The sequence below is a fragment of the Arenimonas daejeonensis genome, assembly GCF_007993735.1.
Taxonomy (GTDB): Bacteria; Pseudomonadota; Gammaproteobacteria; order Xanthomonadales; family Xanthomonadaceae; genus Arenimonas; species Arenimonas daejeonensis.
The window spans coordinates 229,897-247,965 of record NZ_CP042453.1 but is presented as its reverse complement, the minus strand read 5'-3'; the positions used below and the strand labels follow the sequence as shown (position 1 = coordinate 247,965).

The window sequence follows — 18,069 nt, the reverse complement described above, 5'->3', positions numbered from 1 at the left end:
ATGAAGACGACCCGCCTCACCGCCGCCCAGGCCATGGTGCGCTGGCTCACCGCGCAGAACGTGGTGGTGGATGGCGAAACCGTGAACTACTTCGCCGGCGCCTGGGCCATCTTCGGCCATGGCAATGTCGCCGGGCTGGGCGAGGCGCTGTATGCCGAGCGCGAACGATTCCCGACCTGGCGCGCGCACAACGAGCAGGGCATGGCGCATGCCGCCATCGCCTATGCCAAGCAGCTGCGGCGCCAGCGCGCGATGGTCTGCACCACCTCGATCGGTCCGGGCGCGACCAACATGGTCACCGCCGCGGCGCTGGCGCACGTCAACCGCCTGCCGGTGCTGCTGGTGCCGGGCGATGTCTACGCCAGCCGCCGGCCCGATCCGGTGCTGCAGCAGATCGAGGATTTCGGCGACGGCACGGTCTCGGCCAACGACTGCTTCCGTCCGGTGTCGCGTTATTTCGACCGCATCACCCGCCCCGAACAACTGCTCGACGCGCTGCCGCGCGCCATGGCCGTGCTTCGTGATCCCGCCGGCTGCGGCCCGGTGACCCTGGCCTTCTGCCAGGACGTGCAGGCCGAGGCCTTCGACTATCCGGAAGACTTCTTCGCGCCGCGCCTGTGGCCCGAGCGGCGCCAGCCCGCCGATGCCGGTGAACTGGACGCGCTGGTGCAGGCCCTGCGCGGGGCGAAGCGCCCACTGCTGATCGCCGGCGGCGGCGTGCGTTACAGCCTGGCCGAAGGCGCGCTGGCCGCGCTGGCGGAAAGCACCGGCCTGTCGGTGGCGGAAACGCAGGCGGGCAAGGGCGTGCTGCGCTGGGACCATGCGCAGTCGCTGGGTTCGATCGGCGTCACCGGTTCCAGCGCCGCCAATGCCGCGGCGCGTGCCGCCGACGTGGTCGTGGCGGTGGGCACGCGCCTGCAGGACTTCACCACCGGCTCGCGCAGCCTGTTCCCGGATGCGCGGCTGTTCCAGGTCAACGTGCAGGTCGCAGATGCGCACAAGCACGGCGCCTCGCCAGTGCTCGGCGATGCGCGGCTCGTGCTGGAAGCGCTGGCCACGCGCCTGGCCGACTGGATGGTGCCCGATGAAGTGCACACGGCCGACATCGCAGCGATGAGGGAATGGAACGCCGCCGTCACCGCCGCCACCGCCGGCACGCGCGACACCGCGCGGCCCAGCGATGCCCAGGTGATCGGCGCCGTGCAGCGTGGCGTGGCCGATGACGCCGTCGTGGTCTGCGCCGCCGGCGGACTGCCGGGCGAGCTGCACAAGCTCTGGCGCACTTCGGCGCCGGGCGGCTACCACCTCGAATACGGCTACTCCTGCATGGGCTACGAGATCGCCGGCGGCCTGGGCGTGAAGTTCGCCGAACCCGCGCGCGAGGTCGTGGTGATGGTCGGCGACGGCAGCTACCTGATGATGAACTCGGAGCTGGCCACCTCGGTGATGCTGGGACGCAAGCTCATCGTAGTGCTGCTCGACAACCGCGGCTTCGGTTGCATCAACCGCCTGCAGCAGGCCACCGGCACGCCCGGTTTCAACAATCTGCTGGCCGACAGCCGGCAGGAACGGCCGGCAGAAATCGACTTCGTGGCACACGCGCGCAGCCTCGGCGCACTGGCCGAATACGCCACCCATCTCGGCGAACTGGAAGAGGCGCTCAGGCACGCACGGGCCGCCGACCGCAGCACCGTGATCGTGATCGAGACCGACCCGCGCAAGACCACCGAAGCCGGCGGCTGGTGGTGGGACGTGGCCGTGCCCGAAGTATCCGAACGCCCCGAAGTCAGGGCGGCTCGCCAGGCCTACGAGGCCGGCGTGAAAATGAAAAGAGACCTGTCATGAGCATCCGTTTCGGCGTCAGCCCCATCGCCTGGGCCAATGACGACATGCCCGAGCTGGGCGGCGACACGCCGCTGGCCGACATCCTGGCCGACATCCGCGACGTCGGTTTCGCCGGCGTCGAACTGGGCGGCAAGTTCCCGCGCGATCCGGCAACGCTGGCGCCGTTGCTGAAAAGCTACGGCCTGGACCTGATCGGCGGCTGGTACAGCGGCTCGCTGCTGCACCAGGACGCCACCGCCGAGATCGCCGCGCTGCAGCCGCACCTGCGCCTGCTCAAGGCCATGGGCAGCACGGTGTTCGTGTTCGCGGAAACCTCCAACGCCGTGCATGGCGACAAGGCGACGCCAATGACCGGCACGCCGCGCCTGGCCGCCGAGGAATGGGCCGAGTTCGGCCGGCGTTTGACCGAAGTGGCCGACTACATCCGGTCCAGCGGCCTGCGCTTCGCCTACCACCATCATCTGGGCACCGTGGTCGAGACCGCCGACGACCTGAAGCATTTCCTCGCGCACACCGGCCCCAGCGTCGGCCTGACGCTGGACACCGGCCACGCCGCGCTCGGCGGCATCGACCCGGTGCAGGTGATCCGCGAGCAGCCGGCGCGCATCGCCCACGTTCACTGCAAGGACATCCGCCGCGACGTGCACACCGAGGCGCGCGGCAAGGGCGCGAGTTTCCTCGAGGGTGTGCTGGCCGGCATGTTCACCGTGCCCGGCGACGGCAGCCTGGATTACGCGGCGGTGATGCAGGCGCTGAAGGCGATCGGCTACAGCGGCTGGATCGTGATCGAAGCCGAGCAGGATCCGGTGCTGGCCGATCCGCGCGCCTACGCCGACCTCGGCCTGGCGACCCTGAAAACCCGCGCGGCCGAGGCGGGCCTGGCCTGATGGCCACGCTGCGTGTCCGCCCGCATACCCGCGACGCCACCGGCACCGTGCTGGAGGTGACGCCACAGAGCGCCGGCTGGTCGCATGTCGGGTTCCGGCTGGTGAAGCTTGCGGACGGCGAACGTTTTTCCGGCGGTGAACCGGCTCGCGAAACCTGCCTGGTGCTGGTGTCCGGCGCGGCCGACGTGCAGGCGGGCGACGTGCGTTTCGACGGCATCGGCGGCCGCGCCACGCCGTTCGAGGACCGTGCGCCCGGTGCCGTGTACGTGCCGGCCGGCACCGATTACACCGTGATCGCCCGCGGCCCGGTCGAACTGGCGGTCTGCAGCGCGCCCGGCCGTGGCGCCGGCGAACCGCGCCTGATCGCCGATGCCGACATGTCGCGCGAAACCCGCGGCACCGGCACCAACACCCGCCACGTGCGCAACATCCTGCCGCAGACCCAGCCGGCCGACAGCCTGCTGGTGGTGGAGGTGATCACGCCGGGCGGCCACTGGTCGAGTTACCCGCCGCACAAACACGACACCGCCACCACGGCCGAAGAGACCGCGCTGGAGGAAACCTATTACCACCGGCTGCAGCCACCACAGGGTTTCGCCTTCCAGCGCGTCTATACCGACGACCGTTCGCTGGACGAAACCGTCTGCGTCGAGGACGGTGACCTGGTGATGGTGCCGCGTGGTTACCACCCGGTCGGCGCGCCGCACGGCTACGACCTCTATTACCTCAACGTCATGGCCGGCCCGACGCGCGAGTGGATCTTCCGAAACGATCCGGCGCACGACTGGATCGTCCGCAAACCCAAGGGCTGAACATGCGCAAGGTGGGACATTTCATCGCAGGCCGACACATGGCCGGCGAACCGCAACGCTGGAGTGAGGTGTTCGATCCGAATACCGGTGCCGTGCAGGCGGAACTTGCCCTGGCGACACAGGCGGAACTCGAACATGCCATCGCCGATGCCGTGGCCGCGCAGCGCGGCTGGGCCCAGGTCAATCCGCAGCGCCGCGCGCGGGTGATGTTCGAGTTCAAGCGCCTGCTGGAAGTGCACATGGACGAACTGGCCGCGCTGCTGTCGAGCGAACACGGCAAGGTGCACGCCGACAGCCGCGGCGACATCCAGCGCGGGCTGGAAGTGATCGAGTTCGCCTGCGGCATCCCGCACCTGACCAAGGGTGAATACACCCAGGGCGCCGGCCCGGGCATCGACGTGTACTCCGCGCGCCAGCCGCTGGGCGTGGTCGCCGGCATCACGCCGTTCAATTTCCCGGCCATGATCCCGATGTGGATGTTCGGCCCGGCCATCGCCTGTGGCAACGCCTTCATCCTCAAGCCGTCCGAGCGCGATCCGTCGGTGCCGGTGCGGCTGGCGGAACTGATGATCGAAGCCGGCCTGCCGCCGGGCGTTCTGAACGTGGTGCAGGGCGACAAGGAGATCGTCGAGGCGATCCTGCGCCACCGCGACATCAAGGCCGTGAGTTTCGTCGGTTCCTCCGACATCGCGCAGTCGGTGTACGCGATGGGCGCCGCTCACGGCAAGCGCGTGCAGGCCATGGGCGGCGCCAAGAACCACGGCATCGTCATGCCCGACGCCGACCTGGACCAGACCGTGGCCGACATCATCGGCGCCGCCTACGGGTCCGCGGGCGAGCGCTGCATGGCGCTGCCGGTGGTCGTGCCGGTGGGCGAGGCGACCGCGGTGGCACTGCGGGAAAAACTGCTGGCGGCGATCGCGAAACTTCGCATCGGCGTGTCCAGCGACGATCAGGCGCACTACGGCCCGGTGGTGACCGCCGCGCACAAGGCGCGCATCGAAAGTCACATCCAGACCGGCGTGGACGAGGGTGCCGAACTGGTGCTCGACGGCCGCGGCTTCAAGCTGCCCGGCCACGAGAACGGATTTTCCTGGGGCCCACGCTGTTCGACCACGTGCGCGAAGGCATGGCCAGCTACCACGAGGAGATCTTCGGGCCGGTGCTGCAGATCGTGCGCGCCGACAGCCTGGAGCAGGCGTTGGGCCTGGCCTCGCGGCACCAGTACGGCAACGGCGTGGCCATCTTCACCCGCAACGGCGATGCCGCGCGCGAGTTCGCCGACCAGGTCGAAGTCGGCATGGTCGGCATCAACGTGCCGATCCCGGTGCCGGTCGCGTACCACAGCTTCGGCGGCTGGAAACGTTCCGGTTTTTCCGACCTCAACCAGTACGGCCAGGACGGCGTGCGTTTCTACACCCGCACCAAGACCGTCACCCAGCGCTGGCCAAAAGGCGGGGCGGTTTCCGACCAGAGTTTCGTCATCCCGACGATGCGCTGACACCCGCTGATTCCTGGGAGGGAATGCAACGTGGCCAATGCCATCCTGAAGTTCTTCAGCACCGGACCGGACCTGCCCGAAATCACCGATCAATCCCGCATCAACGAACTTTTCCGCAAACACCGCCTGCGCGTGATGCTGGCGATCACCCTGGGTTACGGCCTGATCTACACCTGCCGGCTGGCGCTGGGCGTGGTGAAGAAGCCGCTGATCGACGCGGGTGTGTTCTCGCCGACGGAACTGGGGCTGATCGGTTCCGCGCTGTTCTACACCTATGCCATCGGCAAGCTGACCAACGGCTTCCTGTCCGACCACGCCAACATGCGCGTGTTCCTGGCCTTCAGCTTCACCCTGACCGCGCTGTGCAACCTGGCGATGGGCTTCAACACCGTGCTGTGGGCGGCGGTGCTGCTGTGGGGCCTGAACGGTTGGTTCCAGAGTTTCGGTGCGCCCGGCGGCGTGGTGGCGATGACGGCCTGGTTCTCGAACAAGGAACGTGGCCGCGCCTACGGCATCTGGAGCACCGCGCATTCGCTCGGCGAAGGCCTGACCTTCCTCGGCGTTGGCACGCTGGTTGCGGTGCTGGGCTGGCGCTGGGGGTTCTGGGGTCCGGGCCTGATCGGCCTGCTCACCGCCGCCGGCGTGTACTGGCTGCTGCAGGACCGGCCGCAGACGCTGGGCCTGCCCTCGGTCAATGCGTGGAAACAGGACTTCTACAATGAAGCGCCACGCCCGGCGGCCGAAACGGTGCTGGGCCTGCAGCTGTCCATCCTGAAGCTGCCGGCGATCTGGATCCTGTGCCTGGCCAGTGCGACCACCTATGTCACGCGTTACGCCATCAACTCCTGGGGCATCCTCTACCTGCAGGAAGAGCGCGGCTTCAGCCTGCCGATGGCCGGCACGCTGCTGATGACCAGCACCCTGGCTGGCATCGCCGGCGCCGTCGCCTTCGGTTTCATTTCCGACAAGTTCTTCGATGCGCGCCGTCCGCCGGCCAACCTGATCTTCGCGCTGGTCGAACTGCTGGGCCTGGGCATCATCTTCTTCGGGCCCACCAGCGTGCCCTGGCTGATCACCGGCATGCTGCTGTTCGGCATGGGCCTGACCGGACTGGTGACTTCGCTCGGCGGCCTGTTCGCGGTGGATATCGCGCCCAAGCGCGTGGCCGGCGCGGCGATGGGCGTGATCGGCATCTTCAGCTACATCGGCGCCGGCATCCAGGAACAGGTGTCGGGCGCGCTGATCGAACGTGGCATGACCGTGGTCGGCGACGTGCGCAGCTATGATTTCGGCCCGGTGATCTGGTTCTGGATCGGTTCGTCGGTACTTTCCATGCTGCTGGCCGCGAGCCTGTGGCGCACGCGCCTGAGGGACTGAACCATGTTTTCGCCATCGCAGGACCTCGCGTCCATGATCGACGCCGCCCGCGCCGCCGGCAAAGGGCTGCAGGCGCGTTTCGGCGAGATCGCCGAACTCTCCATCCGGGCCAAGAGCGGGCCGGCCGACCTGGTCTCGATCGCCGACGAAGAGGCGGAGCAGACCTGTCGCACGATGCTCGCGGCGGCACGGCCCGACTACGCCTTCCTCGGTGAAGAAGGCGGGGTCTCGGGTGGACGGGACAGCACGCGGCAATGGATCGTGGACCCGCTCGACGGCACCACCAACTTCCTGTTCGGCTCGCCGCTGTGGGGTGTGAACGTGGCGCTGGCCCAGGACGGCAAGGTCATCGCCGGCGTCACCTTCCTGCCGATGCTCGATGAGCTGTATGTCGCGGAAACCGGCAAGGGCACCTGGCTCAACGGTCGCCGCATCCATGTGTCTTCGCGTTCGACGCTGAAGGAATCGGTGCTGGCCTGCGGCATCCCGTTCAACGGCAAACCCGACCACCCGGTGTTCGCACGCGAGATGGCCCGGCTGACCGACCACGTCTCCGGCATCCGCCGCACCGGTGCCTGCGCGGTGGACATGGCCTGGGTCGCGGCCGGCCGCTGGGACGCGTACTGGGAACGCATGCTCAACGCCTGGGACATGGCGCCGGGCGTGATCCTGGTGCAGGAAGCGGGTGGTCGCGCGACTTCGGTCACCGGCAGCGACCTGGTGCTGGAGAACAACAACGTCTGCGTCAGCAACGGCGTGCTGCACGATGCCCTCATCGGGCAGCTCAACGCCGCGCTGGCAGGGCAGGGCGCCTGATGAAGATCCCACGCAGGACTTTCCTCGCCACCGGCATCTTCGCCGCGCTGGCCTCGGCCATGCCGCGCCTGGTCGCCGCCGCGCTCGGCTATCCGCGCGCGCTGCAGGGCCCGATGGTGGGTGCGCCAGGGCCGGAGCACATCACGGTGTGGGTGCGCGCCAGCGGCGCGTTCGAGGTGAAGCTGGAGGTGTCGGAACATCGTGATTTCGACACCGTCATCCCCGGTTCCAGCGCAATGGCGCAAGCGGCGGACCAGTGCTGCATCGTGCTGCGCGCCGAGGGCCTGAAACCCGGCACCGACTACTGGTACCGCCTGGTCTATGACGGCCAGTACGACCGCTACCAGACCCTGCCGCACCGCACCCGCACCGCGCCGGCCGGCAATGCCGACTTCCGCATCGGTTTCGGTTCCTGCTGCCGCATCCAGTACGACCCGGACCAGAAGATCTGGAACGCCGTGCGCACGCTCGAACCGGACCTGTTCTTCTGGCTCGGCGACAACATCTACGCCGACAGCGACAACGTGGAGGCGCTGGTGGACCTGTACGGCCGCGGCCGCGCGGTCGAACGGCTGGAGCCTTTCCTGCGTTCGACCCCGCAGCTGGCCACCTGGGACGATCACGATTTCGGCTACAACGATTCCGACGGGGACAATCCGTTCAAGGCGGAGTCGTTGCGGGTCTTCAGGAACTTCTGGGCCAACCCGTCCTACGGCGAAAGCAACAATCCCGGCGTCTATTTCAAGCAGCACTACGGCGGCGTGGACTTCTTCGTGCTCGACGGACGTTACCACCGCGACCCGACCCGCCGGCCCGACACCGCCGCCAAGACCATGCTCGGCGCCGCGCAGAAGGCCTGGCTCAAGCGCGAACTGCTGGCGAGCACCACGCCCTTCAAGGTGCTGGCGATCGGCGGCGGCTGGTCGTCGGCCGAAAACGAATCCGGCGGCGACTCCTGGGCGGTGTACGCCACCGAGCGCGACGAGATCTTCGACTTCATCCGCGACAACGGCATTTCCGGCGTGGTCTGCATCTCCGGCGACTCGCACATGGGCGAACTCAACTGCATCCCGCGTTCGGATGCCGGCGGTTACGACATCTACGATTTCTGTTCCTCGCCGCTGGCGCAGATGCCGGCCGCAAAGAACACCCGGCAGGCCCCGGAAGTGCGCATCCGCGACACCTGGACCCGCAGCGTGAATGTCGGCGTGATGCGTTTCGACCTCACCGGCGACACACCGACTTTGACTTACACCCTGCACGACATCCTGGGCGAAGCGGTGTGGGACCCGCTGGTGCTGACGCCGGCCGACCTGCGCAACGGCGTGCGCACCTGGGACAGGAAGGCTGATCCGGTCGAACTCGAGCGCCTGCAGCGTTTCAAGGACGGCAAGGGGTATTACGGCTTCGACCAGGCATCCGGCTGGCCTAAGCGCCGATATCCCGGCGAAGGCTGAACATCAGCAGGCCCGGCGCGCGGTGCCGCCGGGTTTCGATCTCGTCGGCGGGGCCGGTGCCGCGCAGGTCGTCGTAGCGGTCGCGGCGTTCGCGGATCGTGCGGCCGTCCAGGTCGCTCAGTTCGGCGCGCAGGCGCCATTGGCTGCCGAAGCGCCGTTCCGCGAACAGTTGCCAGGACCGGCCCTCGGTCTCGCTGGCGATCTCGTCGTAGCGGTACGAGGTTTCGGATTCGGCCAGGTCCACGCTCAGGCCCCAGCTCAGCCGCCACGCCGGCAGCGTCTGAACCAGCGACAGTTCGCCCTCCAGCGGTTTGTCTTCGGAGATTTCGCGGTGCTGGCCGGTGCTGGGGTCGCGCACGCGGCTGCGCTGCCACAGCACGGTGGCGTTGAAGCGCAGGCTCGGCCAGCCGAAGGCGTGCAGCGAACTGCCCAGTTCCAGCGCCAGGCCGTCGCGCGTGCCGTCGCCGATGTTGCCGGGGGCGTCGTAGAGGTCGCCGTCGTCGGCGAGCACCGGTACGCGGTCGATCACGTCGCTGATGCGGTCGTGGGTCCAGGCCAGCACCAGCGCACCGTCTTCGCCGAACCCGAATTTCCACGCCAGTTCGCTGCGCCAGGTCTTGTCGGGTTCCAGGCTGGCGTTGCCGGCACTGACGTCGCCGCTGTCGAGCGAGGCCGAGGCCACGAAGTCGCCGAAGTCCAGCTGGCCAACTTCGCGCGACAGCGACACGCGCAGTTCGTGCCGGTCGCCGATGTCGTGGGTGAGGCTGAGCTGCGGCTTGGGATAGCTGAAACGGCGGGTCAGGGTGCTGTCGCCGGTCTGCTGCAGGCGCGAGGCTTCCAGGCGCAGGCCGCCCTCGACCTGCCAGTCGTCCGCGGGTTGCCAGGTGGCCAGCAGGGCGCCCTCGATGCGCTGCTCCTCGACCCGCACGTCCGAACCGGGCAGGTCCACCGCGACGCCGTTCTCGACCAGCTCGGTGCGGCTGTCGATCAGGTTCCAGGCCAGCTCCAGGCTGGCGTTGAACGACAGCCGCGGCGCCTGCTGCCAGGCCAGGCCGATGCCGGCGAGGGTTTCGCCCAGGCGCGTGTCTTCGCGGAAGTGCTCCTCGTCGTCGCCTTCGCGCGACGACTCGCGGATGTCCAGCCAGCCCGACTGCTGGCTGGCCATCACGCTCAGGGTCGAATTGCCGGCCAGCAGGCGCGAATACCGCGCGCCGACTTCCGCGCGGCGCAGGTCCTCGTCTTCCTCGACACGTTCCTCGGCCGGTGCGGGCTCGCTGAAACGCAGGCGGCCGTCGAAGTCCAGCACTTCCTGCAGCGCGTTCGCATGCAGGTTGAGCCGCCCGCCCGCCCAGGGCTGGCGCCAGTGCAGCGAGGCGTCGTGCTGCCGGGTGATGCTGTGGTCGTCGCTGTGCGCGCGCTCCAGTACCTGGCCATCCGGTGCCGTGGTGAGCCGTTCGCCTTCGCCGCCATCCTCGTCGGGTTCGGCGCGGGTGGAAAAGGCCAGCTCCAGCGCACGGTCGTCGCGGTGGCGACCGTATTCGAATTCACCGCCTGGCGCGGCCCAGCCGTCGGTGGCCAGGGCCAGGCCGAACTCCACCGCCATCTCGGGCGCGGGATCGGCACGGCGCACCACGTTGGCCAGCAGTGCGTGGCCAGCCATGTCGATGCCGTCTTCGCCGGTGCGCAGCAGTTCGATGTATTGCACGGCACCCGCCGGGATGCGCCGCAGCAGCGTGGACAGCTCGTCGTGTTTGCTAGCCGGCCTCACGCCGTCCACCAGCACGTTGCCCAGTGCGCCGGCGTAGCCGCGCACGTCGGGATCGGCATCCACCAGGGTGAAGCCGGGCAGGCGCTGCACCATGTCGTAGGCATTGGCGGGCGCGGACGCCGCGAAAAAGTCGGGCTCGTAGCGGCGCTGGCCCGGGCCGGCCTCGTCCTGTGCGTGGGCAGGCCCGGCCGGATGGACGGCCAGGGCCAGACCGAGGCAGAGCAGTAGTGGCGTGGCGCGAGCCCGCATGGTGGTGTTACCCCTGTTCGATGCGCCAAGGCTAGACTGGCCGTGCTGACATCCCGGCCCGGGCCGGTGTCAGCTCCCTGTCAGGTCGGTCCTCGCATGCTCGCCGCATGAACACATCCCGCACCCGCCGCTGGTCTGTCCTTCCGCTCGCCCTCGTGGCGGTTTTCCTGTTCGTTTCCGCGCCGGCCGTACTGGCCGACGACGACGACCACGAGGAAGCCCGCGCCCTGCTTCAGCGCGGCGAGATCCTGCCCCTGGCCCAGGTGCTGGAACTGGTGCAGCGCATCGAACCCGGCGACGTCATCGAAGTCGAACTCGACCGCGACGACGGCGTCTGGGAATACCAGGTCAAGGTGCTCACGCCCACCGGCCGTGTGCGCGAAGTCACCCTGGACGCGCGTGACGGCAGGCTGATCAAACTCAAGGACGACTGATGCGTTGCCTGGTGGTCGAGGACGATGCCGACATCCGGGCCGACCTGCAGCGTGCATTGGAAGCCGCCGGATTTTCGGTGGACGCGGTCGCCGACGGTGAAACCGCCTGGTACCAGGGCGACGTCGAGGACTACGACGCCGCCATCCTCGACCTGGGCCTGCCGCGGCTCGACGGCCTGAGCGTGCTGCGCCGCTGGCGCGCCGCCGGCCGCGCCTTCCCGGTGATCGTGGTGTCGGCGCGCGGCGACTGGACCGAAAAGGTCGAGGGCATCGAATCGGGCGCCGACGACTACCTGGCCAAACCCTTCCAGATGGGCGAACTGGTCGCGCGCGTGCGCGGCCTGGTGCGCCGTGGTGCCGGCCGCGCCAGCAACGTGGTCACGGTCGGGCGCCTGCGCCTGGACACGGTGCGCATGACTGCCGCCTGCGACGGCGCACCCGCGCGGCTGTCGCCGCTGGAATTCCGCCTGCTCGATTACCTCGCGCACCAGCCGGGCCGCCCGGTGTCGGCGGGCGAGCTGGCCGATCATCTGTACGGCACCAGCGACGGCGGCGACGCCAACGCGATCGAGGCGATCGTGGCGCGGCTGCGGCGCAAGTTCGGCGCCGACATCGTCGCCACCCGGCGTGGTTTCGGTTACCTGCTGGAGCCGGGCGAGTGATCACCCCTCGCTGCGCTGGCGCCTGCTGCTGGGCGCCACCGGTGCGATCCTGCTGGCGCTGGGCGTGGCCTGGGTGTTCATGACCCTGCTGTTCGAACGGCACCTGGAGCGCCGGCTGGAAGACGAACTGGTCCGCGACGCGCTGGCCCTGGTCGCCGACCTGTCGCTGTCGGCCACCGGTACCGCGGTGATCGAAGGCGGCCTGTCCGACCCGCGGCTGCAGACGCCGGCCGGCGGCGTGTATTGGCAGGTGTCGACGCCATCGGGCGAGCTTCGTTCGCGCTCGCTCTGGGACGCCGCGCTGCCGGTCACCATGGATGTGCCCGGCGACGACTGGCGGCTGCGGCACATCGATGGACCCTTCGACCAGACGCTGGCGGTGGTCGAACGACGGTTGAGCTGGATCCGGATTCGACCGCGGTCATCGTGCAGCTGGCGCAGGATACCCGGCCGCTGCGCACGGCACGCGCGGAATTCGGACGCGAGATCGCGGCTTTCCTTGCGATCCTCTGGCTGGTGCTGTCGGCCGCGGCCTGGGTGCAGGTGGCGCTGGGCCTGCGTCCGCTCGGCGGCGTGCGCGGCGAACTGGCCACGCTGCGCGCCAGTGCGCGCCAGCGCCTGCCCGAAGCCAGCCTGCGCGAAGTGCAGCCGCTGGTGGACGCGATCAATGCCCTGGCCGATGCGCGCGAACAGGATCTCGAACGCGCACGCCGCCGCGCCGCCGACCTGGCGCATGGCCTGAAGACGCCGCTGGCCGCCATCGCCGCGCAGAGCCGGCGCGCCCGCGAGGCCGGCGCCCAGGCCGCGGCCGACGGCATGGACCGCGCCATTGCCGCCATCGCCGGCACCATTGATGCCGAACTCGCGCGCGCACGGCTGGCCGCAGTGGACAGCGGCCGCGACGTCCGCACCGGACTGCGCGAAACGGTCGAGCGACTGGTCACCGTGCTCGAGCACACCGAGCGCGGCGGTGAACTGGCGTTTTCGATCGACATGCCCGCCACCTTGACGGTGGCCATGCCGGCGGAACACCTGTCGGAACTGCTCGGCGCCGTGCTGGAGAACGCCGTGCGCCATGCCCGTCGCCAGGTGCGCGTCAGCGCGGCGACCGAAGACGGCACCCTGGTCGTGGCGGTCGAGGACGACGGCCCCGGCATCGCCAGCGAACAGATGCGCGCCGCCCTGGCGCGCGGCGGCCGCCTGGACGAATCGGGCAGCGGCACCGGCCTGGGTCTGGCGATCGCGCGCGAACTCGCCGAAGCCACCGGTGGCAGCATCGAGCTCGGCGGCTCGACGCTGGGAGGTTTGTTGGTGACGTTCCGCTGGCCCACCAGCGGCTGAAGGCCGCAGCTTCCGAAGCGGGCGCTCCGCGTGGTGGCAAGGGTTCGAGTGGCAGCGCCACGCGAAACGGCCAGAAAACCACGGTTTGCACGTTAAAGTGACCCGTACCCGCCCCCGGAGACCCCCATGACCCGACTGCTCGGAATTTCCGGAAGCCTGCGCCAGGGCTCGTTCAACACCGCGCTGCTGCGCGCCCGCCGCGCGGGCGGTGCCCGACGGCGTGACCCTGGAGGTCGCGACCCTGCACGGCATCCCGCTCTACGACGCCGACCTGGAAACCGCCCAGGGCCTGCCGGAAACGGTGCAGGCGCTGAAGGAAAAGGTGGTCGCCTGCGACGGCCTGCTGCTGGTGACGCCGGAATACAACAACGGCATCCCGGGCGTGTTCAAGAACGGCATCGACTGGCTGTCGCGCCCGAACGAAGACGCCATGCGCGTGTTCGGCGGCCGCGCGGTGGCGGTGATCGGCGCCTCGCCCGGCGGTTTCGGCACCATCCTGGCGCAGAACGCCTGGTGGCCGGTGCTGCGCACGCTCCGCACGCGGCCGTTTTTCGGTGGCCGGCTGATGGTGTCGCGCGCGGCCAAGGCCTTCGATGCCGAAGGCAATCTTGTGGACGACGCCGTCCGGGAAAACCTGCGCGGGTTCCTCGACGATTTCGCCCGCTTCGCGGCTGGCTGATCCCGCCATCGTGCCGGCCCGGTCACGGCGCTAGACTGCCCGCCCAAGAGAGTTTCCCGATGGCGACCCCGACGCCCATCCCGTACCGATCCCCGACGACACCGGCCTGCCCTGGGCCCAGCGCGACGCGCACGCGCGCCAAGCCATGCTGACCGGGATCCTGGCCCAGGTGTCGCGCGAGGCGCTGCAGGGCGAGGGCCTGGACGCCGTGCTGCAGGCCATCGTGGACTGCCTGCTGCGGCGGCTGCCGGTGGCGCTGGCCAGCATCATCCTGCTCGACGACGAAGCCGCGTTTTTCGTGCACGAAGTCTGGGCCGGCAAGCTGGACCTGGACCAGCCCGCAGGCGCACCCGGCAGCGAGCCCTGGCCGGTGAGCAAGGGTGCCGCCGGCCGCTGCGCCCGCACCGGCCAGGCCCAGCTGCTGACCGACGTGGACGACGACCCGGACTACGTGCCCGGGCACGATTCGGTGCGCGCGGAATACCTTATGCCGATCCGCCACCACGGCCGCCTGCTCGGCGTGCTGAACCTGGAAAGCACCGAGTCGGATTTTTCGTCGCCGAGGCGCGCACGGTGTTCGATGCGGTCGCCGCCCAGATCGGCGGCGCCATCCATCTTGCGCGCGTGGTTAACGAGCTGGGCGAGGCCAACCGCCGGCTGGAGCAGCTGTCGATGATCGACGGCCTGACCGGCATCGCCAACCGCCGCCGCTTCGACCAGCAGCTGCAGGACGACTGGCGGCGCCTGGCCGGCGAGGGCCGGCCGCTGGCCCTGTTGCTGCTCGACGCCGACTGTTTCAAGCCGCTCAACGACGCCCCCGGGCCACCAGCACGGCGACGAATGCCTGCGCGAGCTGGCGCGCCTGTGTGCCGATGCCGCCGAAACCTCCGACGACCTGGCCGCACGATATGGTGGCGAGGAGCTGGCGCTGCTGCTGCCGGGGCGCGACCTGCGCCAGGCCAAGGCCGTGGCCGAGCGCCTGCGACGACAGGTGGAAGCGGCCGCCATGGCGCACCCGGCGTCCACCGTGGCCACGCACGTCACCATCAGCATCGGCGTGGCAACGGCCTGGCCGGACGCGGCGGCGGGGCCGGAGCGGCTGGTCGCCGCCGCCGACCGCGCGCTTTATGCCGCCAAGGCGCATGGCCGCAATCGCGTCGTCGGGCGCAAGGTGGCACTCGCGAAGGCACGGCGCCACTGAGGATCTGCCCGCGCCTCTTGGAACGCGTGGCTGCCTGAACCTGCGCTGCGGCGTCCGGTACCGGATAACACAATGATCACGCCGGAGGGCGCACTGTCCACGGGCACTGCGACGCAATGTCGTGACGGCGACTCAGCCGCGAACCTCCTCCCACCCGCACTGAGCATCTTGCCCCCGCCCCCTGCGGGGGTCTGGCTACGGCCATCTGCGCGCCGATCCCTTGGCGCGCTCCAGAGAAGGAATCTCCATGAACACCCCCACCAACAACACCTCCGTTGCCACCAAGAACGTCGTGGACAACGCCGCCGCCAACGGCTCGTTCAAGACCTTCGGCAAGGCGCTGCGTGAGTCCGGCCTGGCCGACACCCTGCGTGGCGCGGGTCCGTTCACCCTGTTCGCGCCGACCGACGCGGCCTTTGAGCAGCTGCCCAGCGGCAGGCTCGAAAACCTGCTCAAGCCGGAGAACAAGAAGGAACTGATCTCGATCCTGAACTACCACGTGCTCGCCGGCCGCTCCAGCGCCGCCGAGATCGGCAAGATGACCGAAGCCAGGACGGCGAACGGCGCGATGGCGCCGATCAAGCTCGAGGCGGGCAAGATCACCTTCGGTGAGGCCGGCCTCGTGTCGACGGACATCGCGTCCAGCAACGGCGTGCTGCACGGCATCGACAAGGTCAACATCCCGACCAGGCAGTAAGCACCGCTGCAGGGACGCACGGTTGCGGCGGGGCGAAAGCCCCGCCGTTTTTCTTCCGGCTGCCGCCAGGGCTACTTGTTGTTGACGCTGAAGCGGCCCGGGCCCATCAGCGCGATCGCGATGGCGCCGAACAGGAACATGCCCTGCAGCTCCAGCGCCCAGCCGCCGGTCTGGCCCAGCGCGAACAGCTCGGCCGAATGCAATCCCGAAGATGGCGAACAGCATGTTCACCGCGACCACCGCCGCGCCGATGCGGGCATGCAGGCCGAGGATGACCAGGATCGGTGCGACGATCTCGCCGATATAGACGCCGTAGGCGACGAAACCCGGCAGGCCGGCGCCCTGCACGACCTGGGTGATGAAGCCGATGCCGCCGGTGATCTTGGCCACGCCGTGCAGCAGCACGAACAGGCCGAGCGAAAGACGCAGGATCAGCTTGCCGAGGTCCTGGTGGTTCTGGTTCATGGCCGCTCCGGTTTGAATGGTGACGACCCGATCATACGGTCCCGGTCAGGTCAGGAACCAGACCTCGACGGTGCCGTTGGCCTTCATGGTCATGGCGTTGCCATGCCGGTCGAGCGACTTGCCCACCGGCAGCCGCACCCAGCCTTCGCTGATGCAGTATTCCTCGACGTTGTGGCGCTCGGTGCCGTTGAAGCGCACGCCGATGCCACGTTCGAGCACTGCCGCGTCGTAGTGCGGGCTGCGCGGGTTGACGGAGAGGCGGTCGGGAGGGGTGTCACTCATGTTCGGATCCGGGTGTGGTCGGGGAGGCGAATGATAGCCCTTGCCTTACTCGAGGGAGTAGATGGGCACGGACAGCACCCGGCCCGCGCGGCGGATCGCGGCCTGCACGTCGTCACGGGCCAGCAGTTGCTCTAGATGGGCGTCGTGTTCGAACTCGCCGGGCAGCTTCGGGACGTCGCGGTAGTCCTGCACCGATGCCAGGGCTTCGCCACGGCGGTCGGTCGAGTCCAGCCAAGCGATCTGGACCTTGGCGGCTTCGTCCAGCCGGCCCACGCGCAGCAGGCCTTCCAGCAGCACGCCGGGAGACTCGGCGTATTCCCTGCGCAAGGTCGCCAATGCGGTATCGGCGGCCTGCCGGTCGTTCTTCTGGATCGCAGCGCATTGCTGCACGAGGGTCATCACCATGCGGCCGTAGCCGCTCATCGCGCCGGCGCGTTCCAGGGTGGAAAGCGCCTCGTCCGGCCGCTGCATCGCGCACTGCAGCACCCCCAGGGTTCAGCACCTGGCTGACGTTGGGCTGGCCGTACTCGGGCTGGCTGGCCGCCTCCACTAGCTGGGCAAGGGCTTCGTCGAAGCGGCCGAGCCGGAGCAACGCGATCGAGCGCGTGTTCAGCAGCCAGGGCAGATGTTCACCGGCGTCGCGATAGGGCGGCTTGCCTGCGGTCGCCTGCGCGAGCGTGGCCTTGACCTCGTCGACCATGGCGATCAGGTCTTCGTGGTCGCCCACCACCAGCATCGCATTGGCAAGCGCCGACACTGGTTCGAGCTGTTCCGGCGCCAGGATCGCCTCGGCACGCAGGTCCGACACGCGGCGCCGGGCCGCCGCGCCCACGTCCCAGCGCAGGTCCGAGACCTCGTACAACCCGTCGAAGCGCAGGTCGGCGCGCACCATCAAGAGGGAATCCGGGTCGTCCACTGCCTCCAGGGTCCGGCGTGCGGCATCGCGACGGCCGGCGATCACCTGCGCCAGTGCAAGCCGGTACGCCACGCTGCTCTCGCCCCCGACGTCGGGGGTCCAGCCGGCCTGCAGCATCGCCTCGATCATTTCGCCGCTGATGGCCGTGGAGGCCGACAGCCGATAGATCAACTGCCCGACCAGGACCTTGTTGGTGTCCCTGGCGGTTTCGGGCCAGCGGGTCGCCAGCGTGTGCAGTGCCTGGGCCGCTGGCTCCAGGCGGTCGTCCAGATATTCGAGAAGCACCAGATGCTGCCAGTCGTAGGCCGTGTTCGCGGGGCTTGCCGTGGCGGCGCGGAAATGGCGCAGGGCGACATCGTTGCGGTCCAGCTGCAAGGCGGCGGTTCCCGCGCCGGCGAGCACATCACGCTGCCAGTTGTCCGGTTGGGTCGCGAGGCGGGGATCGGCCAGGATGGTGTCGAAGGACGCCGCGGCGGCCGCGGCATCGCCACGATCGAGCGCACCCCAGGCTTCCACGATCGCATGCCGGAGCGGATCGCTTTCACTGTTCGGCAGTGGTTTTTCCCAGGGACTGAAGTTCGACAGCGTCTTTTCGCCGGCCTGGGCCCCGGTGCCCGCAATGGCAAGAAGGAGGACGAGCAAGGCGCGCGAAAGGGTCATGGCGGACTCCATGGGGATGG

At 69.1% G+C, this 18,069-nt stretch carries 18 protein-coding genes and 3 pseudogenes; 16 read left to right on the top strand and 5 right to left on the bottom strand.

All coding sequences use genetic code 11. The annotated features are described in order from the left end of the window. The 7 genes and pseudogenes from iolD to FRZ33_RS01200 all read left to right on the top strand — a co-directional run bounded on the left by iolD (position 1) and on the right by FRZ33_RS01200 (position 8,695). Positions 1–1,845: a 3D-(3,5/4)-trihydroxycyclohexane-1,2-dione acylhydrolase (decyclizing) gene (iolD, locus tag FRZ33_RS01230; RefSeq protein WP_146907096.1), complete on the top strand. Its 1,845-nt coding sequence runs from the start codon at positions 1–3 to the stop codon at positions 1,843–1,845. Further along, positions 1,842–2,732 (top strand): myo-inosose-2 dehydratase, encoded by an 891-nt coding sequence (iolE, locus tag FRZ33_RS01225; RefSeq protein ID WP_146907095.1) that lies wholly within the window; start codon positions 1,842–1,844, stop codon positions 2,730–2,732. Before iolD ends, iolE begins: the two co-directional genes overlap by 4 nt. Beyond that, positions 2,732–3,544 (top strand): 5-deoxy-glucuronate isomerase, encoded by an 813-nt coding sequence (gene iolB / locus FRZ33_RS01220; RefSeq protein WP_146907094.1) that lies wholly within the window; start codon positions 2,732–2,734, stop codon positions 3,542–3,544. Before iolE ends, iolB begins: the two co-directional genes overlap by 1 nt. Before the next feature lie 2 nt (positions 3,545–3,546). Continuing rightward, positions 3,547–5,045: pseudogene (locus FRZ33_RS01215) on the top strand (CoA-acylating methylmalonate-semialdehyde dehydrogenase). 30 nt (positions 5,046–5,075) lie between these two features. Next, positions 5,076–6,422, top strand: coding sequence for an MFS transporter (locus FRZ33_RS01210; protein WP_146907093.1), 1,347 nt, complete (start codon positions 5,076–5,078; stop codon positions 6,420–6,422). 3 nt (positions 6,423–6,425) lie between these two features. Then, positions 6,426–7,238 (top strand): inositol monophosphatase family protein, encoded by an 813-nt coding sequence (locus tag FRZ33_RS01205; RefSeq protein WP_146907092.1) that lies wholly within the window; start codon positions 6,426–6,428, stop codon positions 7,236–7,238. Further along, positions 7,238–8,695 carry an alkaline phosphatase D family protein gene (locus FRZ33_RS01200; protein ID WP_146907091.1) on the top strand — a complete coding sequence of 486 codons (1,458 nt, stop codon included), beginning with the start codon at positions 7,238–7,240 and terminating at the stop codon, positions 8,693–8,695. The genes FRZ33_RS01205 and FRZ33_RS01200 overlap by 1 nt, the downstream gene beginning before the upstream one ends. Here the strand turns inward: FRZ33_RS01200 and FRZ33_RS01195 are convergent. After that, complete coding sequence (locus FRZ33_RS01195; protein ID WP_146907090.1) at positions 8,667–10,712, bottom strand: TonB-dependent receptor plug domain-containing protein; 2,046 nt, start codon at positions 10,710–10,712, stop codon at positions 8,667–8,669. The two genes, FRZ33_RS01200 and FRZ33_RS01195, sit on opposite strands and share 29 nt — an antisense overlap. 107 nt (positions 10,713–10,819) lie before the next feature. Between FRZ33_RS01195 and FRZ33_RS01190 the strand changes: the two genes are divergently transcribed. The 9 genes and pseudogenes from FRZ33_RS01190 (at position 10,820) to FRZ33_RS01160 (ending at position 15,726) form a co-directional block, all read left to right on the top strand. Further along, positions 10,820–11,146: a PepSY domain-containing protein gene (locus FRZ33_RS01190; RefSeq protein ID WP_146907089.1), complete on the top strand. Its 327-nt coding sequence runs from the start codon at positions 10,820–10,822 to the stop codon at positions 11,144–11,146. Next, positions 11,146–11,808, top strand: coding sequence for a response regulator transcription factor (locus FRZ33_RS01185; RefSeq protein ID WP_146907088.1), 663 nt, complete (start codon positions 11,146–11,148; stop codon positions 11,806–11,808). The genes FRZ33_RS01190 and FRZ33_RS01185 overlap by 1 nt, the downstream gene beginning before the upstream one ends. Continuing rightward, the gene (locus FRZ33_RS15690) at positions 11,774–12,550 is read left to right on the top strand and encodes a hypothetical protein (protein WP_227977970.1); all 777 of its coding nucleotides are present in this window, start codon (positions 11,774–11,776) and stop codon (positions 12,548–12,550) included. Before FRZ33_RS01185 ends, FRZ33_RS15690 begins: the two co-directional genes overlap by 35 nt. 74 nt (positions 12,551–12,624) lie before the next feature. Continuing rightward, entirely contained in the window at positions 12,625–13,149 is a 525-nt protein-coding gene (locus FRZ33_RS17185; protein ID WP_322619027.1) for an ATP-binding protein, read from the top strand. 220 nt (positions 13,150–13,369) lie between these two features. Beyond that, positions 13,370–13,828 (top strand): NADPH-dependent FMN reductase, encoded by a 459-nt coding sequence (locus FRZ33_RS01175; RefSeq protein ID WP_265468657.1) that lies wholly within the window; start codon positions 13,370–13,372, stop codon positions 13,826–13,828. A 145-nt stretch (positions 13,829–13,973) separates the two neighbouring features. Further along, a complete protein-coding gene (locus FRZ33_RS01170; protein WP_146907086.1) occupies positions 13,974–14,504 on the top strand; it encodes a GAF domain-containing protein in 531 nt (176 codons plus the stop codon). Beyond that, positions 14,501–14,590: pseudogene (locus FRZ33_RS17495) on the top strand (hypothetical protein); the annotation flags it as partial. The gene FRZ33_RS01170 and the pseudogene FRZ33_RS17495, both read left to right, overlap by 4 nt. An 82-nt stretch (positions 14,591–14,672) precedes the next feature. Beyond that, positions 14,673–15,029, top strand: a complete 357-nt coding sequence (locus tag FRZ33_RS16630; RefSeq protein ID WP_322619026.1) for a diguanylate cyclase domain-containing protein — start codon at positions 14,673–14,675, stop codon at positions 15,027–15,029. 247 nt (positions 15,030–15,276) lie between these two features. Then, entirely contained in the window at positions 15,277–15,726 is a 450-nt protein-coding gene (locus FRZ33_RS01160; RefSeq protein WP_146907084.1) for a fasciclin domain-containing protein, read from the top strand. Positions 15,727–15,797: 71 nt separating this feature from the next. Here the strand turns inward: FRZ33_RS01160 and FRZ33_RS16625 are convergent, their stop codons facing one another. From FRZ33_RS16625 to FRZ33_RS01145, 4 genes and pseudogenes are all read right to left on the bottom strand, one after another. Further along, positions 15,798–15,929 carry a hypothetical protein gene (locus FRZ33_RS16625; RefSeq protein ID WP_265468656.1) on the bottom strand — a complete coding sequence of 44 codons (132 nt, stop codon included), beginning with the start codon at positions 15,927–15,929 and terminating at the stop codon, positions 15,798–15,800. A gap of 64 nt (positions 15,930–15,993) precedes the next feature. After that, positions 15,994–16,191 (bottom strand): annotated as a pseudogene (locus FRZ33_RS01155) (DoxX family protein); the annotation flags it as partial. Between the two features lie 45 nt (positions 16,192–16,236). Next, complete coding sequence (locus tag FRZ33_RS01150; protein ID WP_146907083.1) at positions 16,237–16,473, bottom strand: DUF3297 family protein; 237 nt, start codon at positions 16,471–16,473, stop codon at positions 16,237–16,239. Between the two features lie 112 nt (positions 16,474–16,585). Then, entirely contained in the window at positions 16,586–18,049 is a 1,464-nt protein-coding gene (locus FRZ33_RS01145) for a hypothetical protein (protein ID WP_146907082.1), read from the bottom strand. Positions 18,050–18,069: the final 20 nt, after the last annotated feature.

Coding starts and splice junctions, on each gene's coding strand:
- FRZ33_RS01205 (WP_146907092.1), top strand. CDS start 6,426: ATGTTTTCGCCATCGCAGGACCTCGCGTCCATGATCGACGCCGCCCGC.
- iolE (WP_146907095.1), top strand. CDS start 1,842: ATGAGCATCCGTTTCGGCGTCAGCCCCATCGCCTGGGCCAATGACGAC.
- FRZ33_RS01200 (WP_146907091.1), top strand. CDS start 7,238: ATGAAGATCCCACGCAGGACTTTCCTCGCCACCGGCATCTTCGCCGCG.
- FRZ33_RS01170 (WP_146907086.1), top strand. CDS start 13,974: ATGCTGACCGGGATCCTGGCCCAGGTGTCGCGCGAGGCGCTGCAGGGC.
- FRZ33_RS01150 (WP_146907083.1), bottom strand. CDS start 16,473: ATGAGTGACACCCCTCCCGACCGCCTCTCCGTCAACCCGCGCAGCCCG.
- FRZ33_RS01190 (WP_146907089.1), top strand. CDS start 10,820: ATGAACACATCCCGCACCCGCCGCTGGTCTGTCCTTCCGCTCGCCCTC.
- FRZ33_RS01195 (WP_146907090.1), bottom strand. CDS start 10,712: ATGCGGGCTCGCGCCACGCCACTACTGCTCTGCCTCGGTCTGGCCCTG.
- iolD (WP_146907096.1), top strand. CDS start 1: ATGAAGACGACCCGCCTCACCGCCGCCCAGGCCATGGTGCGCTGGCTC.
- FRZ33_RS17185 (WP_322619027.1), top strand. CDS start 12,625: ATGGACCGCGCCATTGCCGCCATCGCCGGCACCATTGATGCCGAACTC.
- iolB (WP_146907094.1), top strand. CDS start 2,732: ATGGCCACGCTGCGTGTCCGCCCGCATACCCGCGACGCCACCGGCACC.
- FRZ33_RS01160 (WP_146907084.1), top strand. CDS start 15,277: ATGAACACCCCCACCAACAACACCTCCGTTGCCACCAAGAACGTCGTG.
- FRZ33_RS01145 (WP_146907082.1), bottom strand. CDS start 18,049: ATGACCCTTTCGCGCGCCTTGCTCGTCCTCCTTCTTGCCATTGCGGGC.
- FRZ33_RS01185 (WP_146907088.1), top strand. CDS start 11,146: ATGCGTTGCCTGGTGGTCGAGGACGATGCCGACATCCGGGCCGACCTG.